Annotated in this window: 14 protein-coding genes and 1 pseudogene; 12 read left to right on the top strand and 3 right to left on the bottom strand. The window is 63.3% G+C overall.

What is annotated here, in order from left to right; translation table 11 throughout:
• Window positions 1–888: an SCO family protein gene (locus DTF_RS0106035; RefSeq protein WP_027714600.1), complete on the bottom strand. Its 888-nt coding sequence runs from the start codon at window positions 886–888 to the stop codon at window positions 1–3.
• 188 nt (window positions 889–1076) lie between these two features.
• Here DTF_RS0106035 and DTF_RS22145 point away from each other — a divergent pair, with 188 nt between their 5' ends.
• The 11 genes from DTF_RS22145 to DTF_RS0105985 all read left to right on the top strand — a co-directional run bounded on the left by DTF_RS22145 (window position 1077) and on the right by DTF_RS0105985 (window position 11286).
• The gene (locus DTF_RS22145) at window positions 1077–2258 is read left to right on the top strand and encodes an ABC transporter substrate-binding protein (RefSeq protein WP_162148597.1); all 1182 of its coding nucleotides are present in this window, start codon (window positions 1077–1079) and stop codon (window positions 2256–2258) included.
• A 341-nt stretch (window positions 2259–2599) separates the two neighbouring features.
• Entirely contained in the window at window positions 2600–3070 is a 471-nt protein-coding gene (locus DTF_RS0106025; protein ID WP_027714599.1) for an RT0821/Lpp0805 family surface protein, read from the top strand.
• 151 nt (window positions 3071–3221) lie between these two features.
• Complete coding sequence (locus DTF_RS22140) at window positions 3222–3413, top strand: SlyX family protein (protein ID WP_035055945.1); 192 nt, start codon at window positions 3222–3224, stop codon at window positions 3411–3413.
• Window positions 3413–3910, top strand: coding sequence for a rhodanese-like domain-containing protein (locus DTF_RS0106020; protein WP_035055943.1), 498 nt, complete (start codon window positions 3413–3415; stop codon window positions 3908–3910). Before DTF_RS22140 ends, DTF_RS0106020 begins: the two co-directional genes overlap by 1 nt.
• Window positions 3907–4344, top strand: a complete 438-nt coding sequence (locus tag DTF_RS0106015) for a DoxX family protein (RefSeq protein ID WP_027714597.1) — start codon at window positions 3907–3909, stop codon at window positions 4342–4344. Before DTF_RS0106020 ends, DTF_RS0106015 begins: the two co-directional genes overlap by 4 nt.
• Window positions 4341–5936 carry a B12-binding domain-containing radical SAM protein gene (locus DTF_RS0106010; protein WP_027714596.1) on the top strand — a complete coding sequence of 532 codons (1596 nt, stop codon included), beginning with the start codon at window positions 4341–4343 and terminating at the stop codon, window positions 5934–5936. The genes DTF_RS0106015 and DTF_RS0106010 overlap by 4 nt, the downstream gene beginning before the upstream one ends.
• A gap of 71 nt (window positions 5937–6007) precedes the next feature.
• The gene (locus DTF_RS0106005) at window positions 6008–7051 is read left to right on the top strand and encodes a KamA family radical SAM protein (protein ID WP_027714595.1); all 1044 of its coding nucleotides are present in this window, start codon (window positions 6008–6010) and stop codon (window positions 7049–7051) included.
• A gap of 100 nt (window positions 7052–7151) precedes the next feature.
• Complete coding sequence (locus tag DTF_RS0106000; protein ID WP_027714594.1) at window positions 7152–7898, top strand: hypothetical protein; 747 nt, start codon at window positions 7152–7154, stop codon at window positions 7896–7898.
• The gene (locus tag DTF_RS0105995) at window positions 7873–9351 is read left to right on the top strand and encodes a RimK family protein (RefSeq protein WP_027714593.1); all 1479 of its coding nucleotides are present in this window, start codon (window positions 7873–7875) and stop codon (window positions 9349–9351) included. The genes DTF_RS0106000 and DTF_RS0105995 overlap by 26 nt, the downstream gene beginning before the upstream one ends.
• Window positions 9348–10580: a glutamate-cysteine ligase family protein gene (locus DTF_RS0105990; protein ID WP_027714592.1), complete on the top strand. Its 1233-nt coding sequence runs from the start codon at window positions 9348–9350 to the stop codon at window positions 10578–10580. Before DTF_RS0105995 ends, DTF_RS0105990 begins: the two co-directional genes overlap by 4 nt.
• Window positions 10573–11286 carry an N-formylglutamate amidohydrolase gene (locus DTF_RS0105985; RefSeq protein WP_027714591.1) on the top strand — a complete coding sequence of 238 codons (714 nt, stop codon included), beginning with the start codon at window positions 10573–10575 and terminating at the stop codon, window positions 11284–11286. The genes DTF_RS0105990 and DTF_RS0105985 overlap by 8 nt, the downstream gene beginning before the upstream one ends.
• Here DTF_RS0105985 and epmA read toward each other — a convergent pair.
• Entirely contained in the window at window positions 11267–12178 is a 912-nt protein-coding gene (gene epmA / locus DTF_RS0105980; protein ID WP_027714590.1) for an EF-P lysine aminoacylase EpmA, read from the bottom strand. The two genes, DTF_RS0105985 and epmA, sit on opposite strands and share 20 nt — an antisense overlap.
• A gap of 77 nt (window positions 12179–12255) precedes the next feature.
• The gene (efp, locus tag DTF_RS0105975) at window positions 12256–12819 is read right to left on the bottom strand and encodes an elongation factor P (protein ID WP_027714589.1); all 564 of its coding nucleotides are present in this window, start codon (window positions 12817–12819) and stop codon (window positions 12256–12258) included.
• Window positions 12820–12996: 177 nt separating this feature from the next.
• Between efp and DTF_RS27100 the strand changes: the two are divergent.
• Window positions 12997–13281, top strand: a pseudogene (locus tag DTF_RS27100) (elongation factor P); the annotation flags it as partial.

The raw sequence follows: 13281 nt of genomic DNA, 5'->3' as shown, positions 1-13281 counted from the left end.
TTACCTCGAAAGATCGGACTTCTTGCGTCCGGTCCAGATCAGAAAAGCCAGAAACGTGCCGGCGGTGATCAGTATTACCGTTGCCGACACCCGGAAAAGGTTGAATACGTATCGCTTGTTCTCGGGATCATAGCTGAAGCAGAATTGCGCCACCCTTCGGATGGTCGGCCCGATCCGTCCCTCGGAGGCCTCCACCAAGGCCAGGGTGAGATCCATCGGCAGGACGTTGGTGCCGTGCAGGTAGCGCACGATCCGGCCTTCCTTGTCGACTACGAACAGGACGACGGGGTGGAGGAAGTCTTCCCCTTGTCTCTTGAAACGGTAGCCGGCCGCATCGAGAAGCTCACGGATGGACTCGAGGTCCCCGGTCAGGAAGTTCCAGGCTCCGGCCGGAAACTGCTTGCGCATGGCGTCCATGTAAATCGCCTTGCTGCGCCTCGCCTTCTCGGGTGTTTCCGTCTCGTCGAAGCTGATCGAAAGGACCCGAAAATCCTCACCGGCCTTCAGTTTCACCTCCGGCAGGCTCCGCGCCATTCCGGCCTGCAGAAAGCTGCAGACGTTGGGGCAGTCGTAATAGACCGGGGCGATGACGGTCGGCATGGTGACCAGCTCTGCGAGGGTAACTGGCTGCCCCGCCTCGTCCCTGAAAACAAGATCCAGGGGAATGCGCGCTCCGAGATGCTCCTCCAGCCCGACCTCGGCCTCCGGCTGCGCCGAAGTCTCGGGATGGACGTGGACTTGCGCGGGCTCTTCAGAATGCCCCGCTCCATGCTTCTCATGATCGGCGCTTTGTCCGGCGGCGGTTTCCGAGAAAGTCAGCAAAAGGGCGAGGGTTGCAAGAAATGCGACCTTCTTCCGACTCCCGGGATATGCGGAAAAGAAATCCATCGGGTTTGATTAGATCCTGGTCGAGAGAGTTTTTCGAGAAAGGGGTGCAATCCCGCAAAGGATACTATTTATTCACGAAAATGCAACTCTTAGCTTCCGTTGCGCCTGTTGGCAGGAGAGGCAACTTTCGGGAGCAAGCTCGGGTACAATCAACACAGGCCCCAACGAGAACCTGAATGGAGGACAGCATGCATCGCCCTTACCCTGCAACCGTGCTTCTGGCTGTTGCGCTTCTCTGGATCGGGATCGATCCGGCCGTCGCTGCCGCCCAGATGGAACATCGTCACGCGCGGACATCCCAAGTCGCCGTTTTGCTTGACCTTCAGGGAGCCCAGGCGAGCCTCGGCCGCCCGGCCATGAACGGTTTCGTCCTCGGACTCCAGCAGGGGCACGAGGACGGATCCATCCCCTTCTACGCTCTCATCGATACGCAATCGGATCCCGCAGCCACCGAATCAGCCGCCTCGCACATCGCCTCGAGCGTGTCGCTCGCTGCAGGCTTCACGGACAACGACTCCGTCCTGATAGCGGGCCCCTTCTTCCAGCGTTCGAGGGTGCCGTTCCTGTCCATTGGAGCGACCGATCCCGCGCTTCCGGAGATGGTCGGGGACTACATCTTTCTGACTCCCTTCGGCGACAACACGCAGGCGGCGGCTGCCGCGGAGTTCGGCCTGTCGGAGTTCGGAAGCTCAGCGGCGATCCTTTGGGATTCCACCTCTCAGTACACGCGAACCCTGCCCCGCTATTTCCGTACGCGATTCGTGGAGCTCGGCGGCACCGTGCTCCTGGACGCCTCCTACGACGGCGGATGTGACATCACCGCTCTGGGCCGGCAGGTGGCAGGGCTTCCACAGCAGCCGTCGTTCGTCTACCTCGCCGGACTTCCCGACTGCGTCGGCGACGTGGTGGCCTCGCTCCGGGCCGCCGGGGTTACGGAGCCCATCGTCGGCGGCGATGGCCTGGATACGACCGATCTCCTCGTGGGGGACCCGGGGCCTACCGACGATGTCTGGTTCACGACCCACGTTTGGCTCTCGGAGCAGACCGGCACGCCCGAGGCGAAGGAGTTCATGGCCGCGTATCGCGCTGCCTACGGCAGCGCACCCAATAATGCCTTCGCCGCTCTCGGCTACGACGCCGCCCGGCTCCTGCTGGACGTTCTGGGGCGCTCCCGGAACAAGAACGAATTCTTCCGCACCCTGGAGAACACCGAGGGGTTCAAGGGCGTTACCGGGACGATCTCGTTCAGCTCCGAAAGCCACGTCCCGTTGAAGACGGTTTGGGTCATCGCCGTGCAGGACGGAGAGAAGAGCCTTGCGGATGCCTTCGTCCCGGACTCGATCCCCCCACCGATCCTGGACAACCCCTGACCGGGCTTTCCAGGGTGAGGAAGAAGCGGTAGCCGGCCGCATCGAGAACCTCACGGATCGATTCGAGGTCGCCGTCAGGAAGTTCCAGGCTCCGGCCGGAAACATCCCGACCTCGTCCTCCGGCTGCGCCGAAGGCTTCCGGTGCCTTCAACCCTTGGCCGGTTCAGCTGTTTGGAAGACGGGTTGACACTCTGCGGACGGTTCACTGAACAAGGAAGCGAAGAGGGGAAGCAGGTTGATTCATCATTGTACAAGCATTGTATTGATGGCCTGCAGGCCCGTCGTTTATACTGGAAGCGAGAATGGCACCGTTGGCAACTGCGACCAGAGGAGAGAAGGTGATGAAAAGGATTCTGGCGATTATTCTGATTCTGTGGCTCGCCCTCGCCGGTTGCGCCCCGTCGATGGGACCGAAGGAAACAGGGGGAACCCTGCTCGGGGCAGGCACCGGCGCATTGGCCGGCTCCCAGATCGGAAGCGGACGGGGAACACTGGTCGCGGTCGCCGTCGGCACCCTGGCCGGCGCCCTCATCGGGCAGGGGATCGGTCAATCCCTCGACCGCGCCGACCAGCTGATGATGGAGCGCAACGCCCAGTACGCCCTGGAAAATACCCGGACCAACGTGGCGACCACCTGGAGAAACCCGGATAGCGGCAACTACGGCTCGATCACCCCGGTCGAGACCTACCAGACCAGGCAGGGCCAGTACTGCCGGGAATACACCCAACTGGTGGTCGTCGGCGGTCGGAATCAGCAGGCTTACGGCACCGCCTGCCGACAGCCCGACGGCAGCTGGCTGATCGTGAGGTAACCGCCGTCAGGGGACATCTGCCAAAAGTGCGTAGCCTTGACCACCAGGCATTGCACCCCGATTTGGATTTTCCCAATGCCGCAACAGGAGCCCGTTGCGCCGCGATGCCGCTTCTGCTAGCATGACGGCATCCACTAGAGGAGGAAAATCCTTGGAAGATCTGCAGGAACGTCTCATCGAGCTTGAAACCCGCTTCACCCACCAGAACCGCATCATCGACGAACTCAACGACGAGGTGACCGCGTGCAGCCGCCGGATCTCCGCCCTGGAGCGGGACAACCGCACCCTGCGCGATACCCTGAAGTCGCTGGCGCCGGAACTCACCGAATCCCCCGACGAATAATGCCCCTCTCCGCCGAAAACAGCCGCATCCTGCTGGAAGCCGTCGTCATCCTCGTCCTGGGGGTGGTGCTGGGGCTCTCCTTCAACTATCGCCTGGTGATGAACGCCTTCAGCGGCAAACAGACGGCGCCGGTGGCGACAGAAAGTCCCGTTGCCGATCAGTTTCCCCATCCCGTCGAAATTGACGAAGTGCGCCGGCTCATCGACGAGGGAGCGGCAGTGGTCGATGCCCGGGCGCGGGAGCTCTATCTGGAAGGGCATCTTCCCTCCGCCCTCTCCCTTCCCCTGGGGGAAGCCGATCCCCTTCCCGACTCCTTTCGCGAGGCGGTTTCCGCGGATTCCGTGCTCGTCCTCTACTGCAGCGGCTACGGTTGCCCCGACTCCTTCGATCTCGGGATCATCCTTCTGGCCGAAGGGTACCGGGACGTGCGGGTTTTCGAGGGAGGCTTCCCCGAATGGACGGATGCCGGGCTGCCGGTGGAAAGGGGAGAGCGGTGAGCCGCGGCGCAGCCCTTCTCTATCACCTCTGCCGTCTTTCGCTCGGCGGCCTTTTCCTGTACGCCGGAGCAGTCAAGGCCGATGACGTGGTCGCCTTTGCCCGGGACGTGGCCAACTACCAGATCCTTCCCTACAGCTGGAACTACCTGGCGGCGGCGACTCTCCCCTACGTGGAGGTGGTGGCGGGCCTCCTTCTGCTCGCCAACCGCAAGGTGCGGCCGGCCGCTCTGGTTCTCGGCGTCCTGACGGCCATCTTCATGCTGGCCCTCGCTTCGGTGGATCTTCGGGGACTGGACATCGACTGCGGCTGCTTCGATCCGGGCGGGGAGGGGCATACAAGCGCCCGGGTCGCTCTGCTTCGGGATTTCGGCATCATGGCCCTGGTGGTACTTACCTATGGCCTTCGGGGCCGGATGCCCGCCCCGCCGCGATGACGACCCTGCTGCTTCATCCCCCGGCGGTGAAACCGGCCGAGCCTCCCCTGGGCCCGGCCATCCTTCTTGCCGCCCTGCGCCGCCGCGGCATCGACGCCCGGATGATCGACGCCAACCTGAAGGCTTTTCTTTACCTGTTGCAGCCGCGGCGGCTGGCGGCCGCCGCCGGACCCGCCTCCTCCACCGCCGTAAAGCGCGCTCTCCGCCATGCTCCGGCCGCCCTGGCGCTGCTGCGCTCACCGGCTGCCTTCGGTTCCTTTCCCCGTTACCGCACCGCCGTCGAACATCTCAACCGCGCTTTCGGGGTGTATGGCGAAGGAGCCGAGCGACTCTCCCTGGGGGATTACAGCCACGGCACGCTCTCCGAATTCGCGCCCGCCGATCTGGAGCGGCTGTCCGCCGGGGAAGAATCCACCCTCTTTCACGATTATTTCGTGAACGAGCTGCTGCCGCAGGTGGCGGCGATGAAGCCGCGTACGGTGTCCCTCTCGGTCAATTACCGGCACCAGGTCCTGCCGGCGTTCGAGCTGGCAGGGCTGCTTCGACGGTGGATGCCGGGGCTCCGCATCGTCGGCGGCGGCGGGATGTTCACCTCCTGGCGGCGGACGCTGCGGGAGGCGGACCTGCGTTTTTCGGCATTCGACCATATCGTTTTCGGGCCGGGGGAAGAACTGCTGCCCCGGATCATCTCAGGGGAGGGCGGCCCGGACTACTTTCTCGAAGAGGGAAGCGAGATCGACTTCCGCCCGGATTTCGACCGGGTCGATCTCAAAGACTATTTTTCTCCCCTGCCGGTCCTGCCGGTCGGCGCCAGCCGGGGCTGCTACTGGCAGCGCTGCCTCTTCTGCCCCGAGGCGGCGACGCCGACCCATCCGTACGCCGCCCATCCCGCCGCCGACCTTCCCGACCTGCTGCTGGATCTGCGGCGGCGCAACGGGACGACCCGCTTCCATCTGACCGACAATGCCGTTCCCGTCGCCGCCCTGCGCCGGGTGGCGGCCCGGCGGGCCGATCTGGCGGGGATTTTCTGGCATGGTTTCGTGCGTTTCGAGCCGGCGCTCCTCGATTCCGGACTGGCCGAAGGGCTGGCGGCCGCCGGCTGCACTATGCTGCAGCTGGGGCTGGAAAGCGGATCGCAGGCGGTCCTTGACCGCTTGGGGAAGGGGACGCGGCTGGAGGATGCGGCGGCGATTCTGGAGCGCCTCCATGAAGCCGGCATCTCCACCTACGTCTATGTGATGCTCGGGACACCCGGCGAAACCGAGGAAGATGCCGTGCGTACCCTGGATTTTCTGGAAGAGCACGCGGCCAGGATCTCCTTTCTCAATATCTCCATCATGAATCTCCCCCGGGAATCGTCTCTCGTGGGGGAGGACGGAGGGGCGGAGATCCGTTCCTCGGCCCTCCTCGACGACGGCCAGCCCCTGGGGCTGTATCGCTCCTTCGAGCCCGCCACCGGATGGGGAAGGGGGGAGGCTCGCCGGTTCCTCCGGCGGCGCCTGCTCGCATCACCGGCGGTGCGGGAGATCGTCAACCGCGTTCCGCCGTGGTTCACCTCGAATCACGCCCCTTTTTTCCCGCCGTCGACTTGAACGGGGCGGCTGTGGTAGAATCGCCTTTTTTTATAGGTCCCCTGGGACCTATACGACCTATTGGACCTATGATGGAACTTTGGCAGCAGAGCCTCAAGCAGAGCCTGACCGATCCGGCCGATCTGGCCGTGAGGTTCGGCATCGATCCCGCCCCCCTGGCGCCGGTGGCGGAGCGCTATCCCATGCGGATCACCCCCCACTATCTGGAATTGATCCGCGAAGCGGGCGATCCGATCTGGCGGCAGTGCGTCCCGGATCCCCGGGAACTAGACGACGGCGGCCTCTCGATCGACCCGCTCAACGAGGAGGCCCTGTCTCCTGCCGCGGGGATCGTCCACCGCTATCCCGACCGGGTCCTCTTTCTCGTCTCGGGGACCTGCGCCTCCTATTGCCGCTTCTGCACCCGCAAGCGCAAGGTCGGCTGCCCCTCGATGCGGGTTTCCCTGGGCGAGGTGCTCGCCGGCATCGACTACATCGCCCGATCCCCGCAGGTGAGCGACGTCATCCTCTCCGGCGGCGACCCCCTGCTGATGTCCGATCTCCTCCTGGAGGACATCCTCGAGCGTTTGCGGCGCATCCCCCACGTGGAGGTGATCCGCATAGGCACCCGGGTGCCGGTGACCCTCCCCGAGCGGATCACGGAAAATCTCTGCCGCATGCTTCGGCGCTTCCACCCCCTCTATCTCAACACCCATTTCAACCACCCCCGCGAGCTCGCTCCCGAGGCGGCCGAAGCCTGCGCCCGCCTCGCCGACGCCGGCATTCAGCTCGGCAACCAGACCGTCCTGCTCAAAGGGGTCAACGACGATCCCGGGGTGATGGCCGAGTTGGTGAAGGGGCTGCTCAGAATCCGGGTGCGTCCCTACTATCTCCACCAGATGGACCTGACCGCCGGAACCGGCCATTTCCGCACTCCTCTGGAGTGCGGGGTGGCGATCATGCGGTCCCTGCGCGGGCCGGTCTCCGGCCTGGCGATCCCCCATTATGTCGTCGATCTTCCCGGGGGCAAAGGTAAAGTGCCGGTGGGTCCGAACTACGTCGAGAGTGAGACTGACCGGCTCGAGATCCTTTCGCCCGGAGGGGAGCGTCTGATCTATCCCGACATTCAGGATTAGGGGAATACCTTTCTCCGGCAGGTTTCTTTTTGTTATAATGAAAAGCAGTCAAAGAAGCGCCTTCCCGGCGTCTTCCTTATTCCCCCCTGGCGGTGCCGCCTTGAGAAGCCGTCTGCCGTTTCGGATTCTGCCCCAGCCTGATGAGATCACCTGCGGCCCGACCTGTCTGCAGGCAGTCTATGCCTATTTCGAGGACCATATTCCCCTCTCCCGCGTCATCTCCGAGGTTTCCATGCTTGAGGGGGGAGGGACCCTGGCGGTGCTTCTCGCCTGCCACGCCCTGCGGCGCGGCTACCGGGCCACCATCTATACCTACAAACTGCAGCTTTTCGATCCGTCCTGGCTGGTGGAGCCGGGTGTCGACTTGAGGGACAAGCTGCGCCGGCAGATGGCTTTCAAGCCTGATCCCAAGCTTCATGTGGCCTCGGAGGCCTTCCTCGAATTTCTCGATCTGGGCGGGGAGCTGCGCTTCGAGGACCTTACCGGAAGCCTGATCCGCCGCCATCTCAGCAAGTCCATTCCGATCATCACCGGCCTTTCGGCCACCTACCTCTACCGTACGCCCCGCGAATTCGGGCGCGACGGAGATTTCGACGACATCCGTGGCGAGCCTTCCGGTCACTTCGTCGTTCTGCACGGCTACGACCGCACGGTGCGCAGCATACTGATCGCCGATCCGCTGCTTCCCAATCCCATGGCGGAAGTCCAGAATTACCCAGTCAGTATCGACCGGGCCATTGGCGCCATCCTGCTTGGGGTGCTCACCTACGATGCCAATCTTCTCATTATCCGCCCTCGCAAGGGCTCACGAGGTTCCCTGCATGCCCATTCTGATCGTCGTCAATGAACCGGCCCGCTGGCCGATCCAAATCCCCGACGTCGAGGTGGTCTCAGCGCGCGCCTATCTTACCCAACCTCAGTTTTCGACCATACGCTTCGTCAAGGTCTTCAACCTCTGCCGCTCCTACCGCTACCAGAGTCTCGGCTATTACGTCTCTCTTCTGGCCGCGGCGCGCGGGCACAAGCCCCTCCCCAGCGTGGCGACGATTCAGGATTTCAAGACCCAGAGCATCATCCGGGGGGTCGCCGATGAGTTGGACGAGCTGATTCAGAAGAGCCTTTCGCCTCTGGCTTCTCGCGAGTTCGTTCTCAGCGTCTATTTCGGGCACAACCTGGCCAAGCGTTACGATCGGCTCAGCCTGCAGTTGTTCAAGATGTTCCAGGCTCCCTTTCTGCGGGCCCATTTCGTCTGCAACGAGAAGAGCGGCAAATGGCAGCTGCAGCACCTTGGCCCCATCTCCGCCAACGAAATTCCAGAAGACCACAGGGACTTCGTGGTGGACGCCGCCCAGCAGTACTTCAGCGGCCGCCGCCGTGGAGGGACGAAAAAAAAGCCCGCCCGCTACGATCTGGCCATCCTGGTCGACCCCAGGGAGGAGGAGGCGCCCTCCAATCCCAGGGCTCTGCAGAAGTTCGTCAAGGCGGCCGAGAAGCTGGGGCTGGCGGCCGAGTTGATCGAGAAGGAGGATTTCGGGCGCCTGGCCGAATTCGACGCCCTGTTCATCCGCGAGACCACTAACGTCAACCATCATACCTACCGCTTCGCCCGCAAAGCAGATGCAGAAGGGCTGGTGGTTCTGGACGATCCGGAGTCGATTCTCCGGTGCACCAACAAGGTGTTTCTCGCCGAGCTTCTGGAGCGAAACGGCGTCCCGGCGCCGCGCACTCTTATCGTGCATAAGGGCAATCGTGAAGAGATCCTGTCCGCCCTGACCCTCCCCTGCATTCTCAAAGAGCCCGACAGCGCTTTTTCCCGGGGCGTGGTCAAGGTGGAGAATCCGGTGGAACTGAAGACTGCGGCGGACAGGCTGCTGGACAAGTCGGACCTGATCATCGCCCAGGAATTCCTCCCCACTCCCTTCGACTGGCGGATCGGCGTTCTCGACCGTCAGCCGATCTACGCCTGCCGCTATTACATGGCGCGCAAGCACTGGCAGATCCTCAAGCGGGACAGCCGCGGAGAGAAAAGCGACGAGGGGCATGTCGACACCCTCCCCTTGGAAAAGGTGCCGCCGGCCGTGCTGCGCACCGCCCTGAAGGCCGCCAATCTCATCGGCGACGGGCTGTACGGGGTCGATCTCAAGACAGTGGGGCGCAAGGTCTACGTGATCGAGGTCAACGACAATCCCAACATCGACGCCGGGTTTGAAGACGCGGTGGAGAAGGATCGACTGTACCGGCAGGTCATGGGAGTGATGCTGCAGCGTATCGAGCGCAGAAAAGCGGGGAGAAGGGCATGAGTTCGGCAAGACCTCTGGGCCTCTTCGAGGGCTTCGGTATCGAACTGGAATATATGATCGTGGAGAGCGGCTCTCTGGCCGTCCTGCCGGTGGCGGACACCGTGCTGGAGAAGGCCGCCGGAGAGCTTGTTGATGAGGTGATGATGGGTGACCTGGCCTGGTCCAACGAACTCGTCCTGCACGTCATCGAGCTCAAGACCAATGGCCCGGCGCCGAAGTTGGCCGGACTGGCGGACTCCTTCGCGGCCGACGTCCGCAGGATCAATGCCCTGCTTGAACCGCTGGGCGGCCGGCTGATGCCCGGCGCCATGCATCCCTGGATGGACCCCATTCGCGAGATGCGCCTCTGGCCCCATGACAACGGCCCCATCTACCAGGCCTACGACCGGATCTTCGGCTGCCACGGCCACGGCTGGGCCAACCTGCAGAGCATGCACATCAATCTGCCTTTTTCAGGCGACGCCGAATTCGCCCGGCTGCATTCGGCCATCCGTCTCGTTCTTCCTCTCCTGCCGGCTCTGGCCGCCTCCTCTCCGGTCATGGACGGCCGTCCGACGGGCCTGCTCGACAATCGCCTGGAGGTCTACCGCAACAACCAGCGGCGCATCCCCTCCATCGCCGCGCAGGTCATCCCCGAGCCGGTGTTCAGCCGGGCTGAATACGAGGAGCGCATCCTGCGGCCGATGTACCGGGACATCGCCGCCCACGATCCGCAGGGGGTGCTGCAGTGCGAGTGGCTCAACTCCCGGGGGGCCATCGCCCGCTTCGAGCGCAGCGCCATCGAGATCCGGGTCCTCGACGTGCAGGAGTGTCCCCGGGCCGACCTGGCGATAGCGTCCCTCGTCGTCGCCGTGGTGCGGGCGCTGACCGATGAGCGCTGGAGCAGCCTGGCCGAACAGCAGCGCTGGCCGGTCACGGCCCTGGAGCGGATTCTCCTTGCGGCCATCCGTCAAGGGGAAGATGCCGTCATAGAGGACGAAGATTATCTGGAACTATTCGGGTTCTCCGGCGGCTCCTGCAGCGCCGCCGACCTGTGGAGGTATCTGGCGGAAGCGGTCCTGAAGCCGGAGGACGAACACCGGCCGGCTCTGGAAACCATCTTTGAAAAGGGAACGCTGGCCCGGCGCCTTCTCGCCGCCCTCGGGGCGACCCCGGGGACGGAACGTCTGCGGGAGACCTACGGACGTCTCTGCGATTGCCTGGAGAATGGGGAGATGTTCCATGGCTGAGCGGCGGGTGGTGGTGAGCTGCGAGCATGGCGGCAACCGGGTGCCGGAGCGCTACGGAGAGCTGTTCGCCGGAGCGGGGGAGCTTCTGGCCAGTCACCGCGGCCAGGACATCGGCGTCCTCCCCCTGGCCGCTGAGCTGGCCGAAAGGCTCGGGGTCCCCCTCCATGCCGGGACCGTCACCCGCCTCCTGGTCGATTTGAACCGCTCCCCCGGCAGCCGCACCCTCTTCTCCGAGTTCACCCGGGATCTTCCGCAGTCCGAGCGCGAGCGCATTCTGGCCCGATACTACCGCCCTTATCGGGAGGGGGTGACGGCGGAGGCCGCCGCTCACATCGCGGCTGGCGCGCAGGTCGTTCACCTCTCCCTCCATTCCTTCACCCCCGAGTGGGACGGCATGGAGCGCCGGGCCGACCTGGGGCTGCTTTACGACCCCCGCCGACCGGGTGAGCTTGATTTCTGTGCTGAGCTCCACCGGGGGCTGCGCCAGGCGGCTCCCCATCTCCGGGTGCGCCGGAACTATCCCTATCTGGGCACTTCCGACAGCTTGGTGACGACCCTGCGCCGACGGTTTCCTCCGGCATCCTACCTGGGAATCGAGATCGAGGTGAACCAGAAGCATCCGGCGGGCGACCGGAGGGAGTGGGAAGAGATGCGGAGGGTGGTCTGCGAGGTGCTGGCCGGCCTGACTACAGCGATTCAGGAGTGAAGGCTACCACCTGATCAATGTTTTCGGTGCCGGTCAGGATCATCACCAGCCGGTCGACGCCCAAGGCGATGCCGGCGGCTTCGGGCATGGTTTCGAGCTCGGAAAGGAATTTTTCAGGAGAAGGGTAGGGGGGCTTGCCGGCGGCCCGGCGGGCCGCCTCGTCGTGCTCGAAGCGCTGCCGCTGTTCGATCGGATCGGTGAGCTCGGAGAACGCGTTGGCCAGCTCCAGGCCCGCGATGTAGAGCTCGAAGCGCTCGGCGACCTTCGGATTGCCGGGATTTTTTCGGGCGAGGGCGGCCAGTTCGGCGGGGTATTCGGTGAGGAAGGTCGGGATTTCCCGCCCCAGGTGCGGCTCGACCTCGAAGGCCATGATCTCATCGAAGCGGTCCGTCGCCAGGGCCTCTTCGAGGCTGACCGTCGCAAAACGATCAAAAGCCTCGGCGACCGTGAGCCGTTCCCAGGGAGAAACCAGTTCGATCCTTTTCCCCTGCCAGATCAGGAACCCGTCCGGGATCAGGCTCCGCAGCAGATCCTCACACTCTTCCATCAGGGCCCGGTAGTCGACCTCCGCCCGGTACCATTCGAGCATGGTGAATTCGGGGAGGTGCTTTCCCCCGCGCTCCTCCCGGCGCCAGACCCGGCAGATCTGGAACAGCCTGGGATAGCCCGCCGCCAGCAGCCTTTTCATGGCCAGTTCGGGGGAGGTGTGGAGAAACCACCCTTCGGCGGCCGCCGCGTCGATGTGTACTTCGGGCGCGTTACCCGGGATGCGGTGGGGGGTCTCCACCTCCAGATAGCCCCGTTCGATGAAGAAAGCCCGGATTGCCTGAACGATCCGGGCCCGCTCTTCAAGTATCGGCCTTTTGCGGGCGAGCGCCCAATTTGTTTCCATGGTCATTCTCGCGCCCAAGTCCCAAGTCCCTGGTCACTGATCACTGATCACTGATCACTGATCACTGATCACGGCAGTTACTCCTTCACCCTCGTGACGTACTCGCCGGTGCGGGTGTCGATCTGGATCAGGGTTCCTTGCTCGACGAAAGAGGGGACCTGCAGGGTGTAGCCGGTCTCGACGGTCGCCGGCTTATTGTTTCCGGCGGCGGTGTCCCCCTTGACCCAGGGGTCGGACTGGGTGACGCGCAGGTTGACGAAGTTGGGGAGGGTGATGCCGATGCCGCGGTCGCCGTGCATGAGGACGCTTACCTCCATGTTGTCGATCAGGAAGTACTTGTCGTCTCCGAGGGTCTCCTCGGAAAGGTGGACCTGCTCGTAGGACTTCTTGTCCATGAAGACGTAGCCGTTCTCGTCCTGGTAGAGATACTGCATGTCCCGCTCTTCGAGACTGGCCGGCTCGAAGCTTTCGCCGCTGCGGTAGGTGCGGTCGAAAAGGGAGCCGGTGATCATGTTGCGCAGTTTGCACTTGTAGAGGGCCTGGCCTTTGCCCGGCTTGGTGAAATCGAACTGGGTGACGACGTGAGGTTCGCCGTCGATCATGACTTTGAGACCCTTTTTAAGGTCGGCGCAGGAATACATGGGAGATTCTCCTTCTATGATTTTTTTTTCGATCGGAATTGCGACCAGGGGTAAACACTACATTAAATCACAAAATTTCCCGGCTTGTCACGAAAATTTGCCAAGGAGCGATTGTGTCGAACGCCGGGGATATGCTAAATTCACAACGAAACAAAAACCATTTCGAGGAGTTCAGAGATGATCACCACAGCCGACCTGAAGCGCGGTCTCGTAATCCGGATCGACCAGGCCCCCTGCATTGTAGTTGACCTCACCACCCAGTCTCCCTCGGCCCGGGGCGGCAGCACCTTGGTCAAGACAAAGTACCGCAATCTCCTGACCGGCCAGGTCCTGGAAAAGACCTTCAAGGCCGGGGACAAGGTAGACGAAGCCGATTTCGAGCGGCGCAAGGGCCAGTTTCTTTATCCTTCCGGAGATGACGGTGTGTTCATGGACCTGGAAAGCTACGACCAGTACGAACTC

Source organism: Desulfuromonas sp. TF (assembly GCF_000472285.1).
Classification (GTDB): Bacteria; Desulfobacterota; Desulfuromonadia; order Desulfuromonadales; family ATBO01; genus ATBO01.
Note: the sequence above shows the minus strand (reverse complement) of the source record. Positions and strands in the feature narration are given on the sequence as shown.

Bases quoted from the DNA above. Each gene is read 5' to 3' on its own strand.
- DTF_RS0106020 (WP_035055943.1), top strand. From the start codon at position 3,413: ATGCCCCTCTCCGCCGAAAACAGCCGCATCCTGCTGGAAGCCGTCGTC.
- DTF_RS0106010 (WP_027714596.1), top strand. From the start codon at position 4,341: ATGACGACCCTGCTGCTTCATCCCCCGGCGGTGAAACCGGCCGAGCCT.
- DTF_RS0105985 (WP_027714591.1), top strand. From the start codon at position 10,573: ATGGCTGAGCGGCGGGTGGTGGTGAGCTGCGAGCATGGCGGCAACCGG.
- DTF_RS0105995 (WP_027714593.1), top strand. From the start codon at position 7,873: ATGCCCATTCTGATCGTCGTCAATGAACCGGCCCGCTGGCCGATCCAA.
- DTF_RS0106035 (WP_027714600.1), bottom strand. From the start codon at position 888: ATGGATTTCTTTTCCGCATATCCCGGGAGTCGGAAGAAGGTCGCATTT.
- DTF_RS22145 (WP_162148597.1), top strand. From the start codon at position 1,077: ATGCATCGCCCTTACCCTGCAACCGTGCTTCTGGCTGTTGCGCTTCTC.
- DTF_RS0105990 (WP_027714592.1), top strand. From the start codon at position 9,348: ATGAGTTCGGCAAGACCTCTGGGCCTCTTCGAGGGCTTCGGTATCGAA.
- efp (WP_027714589.1), bottom strand. From the start codon at position 12,819: ATGTATTCCTGCGCCGACCTTAAAAAGGGTCTCAAAGTCATGATCGAC.
- DTF_RS0106025 (WP_027714599.1), top strand. From the start codon at position 2,600: ATGAAAAGGATTCTGGCGATTATTCTGATTCTGTGGCTCGCCCTCGCC.
- epmA (WP_027714590.1), bottom strand. From the start codon at position 12,178: ATGGAAACAAATTGGGCGCTCGCCCGCAAAAGGCCGATACTTGAAGAG.
- DTF_RS0106005 (WP_027714595.1), top strand. From the start codon at position 6,008: ATGGAACTTTGGCAGCAGAGCCTCAAGCAGAGCCTGACCGATCCGGCC.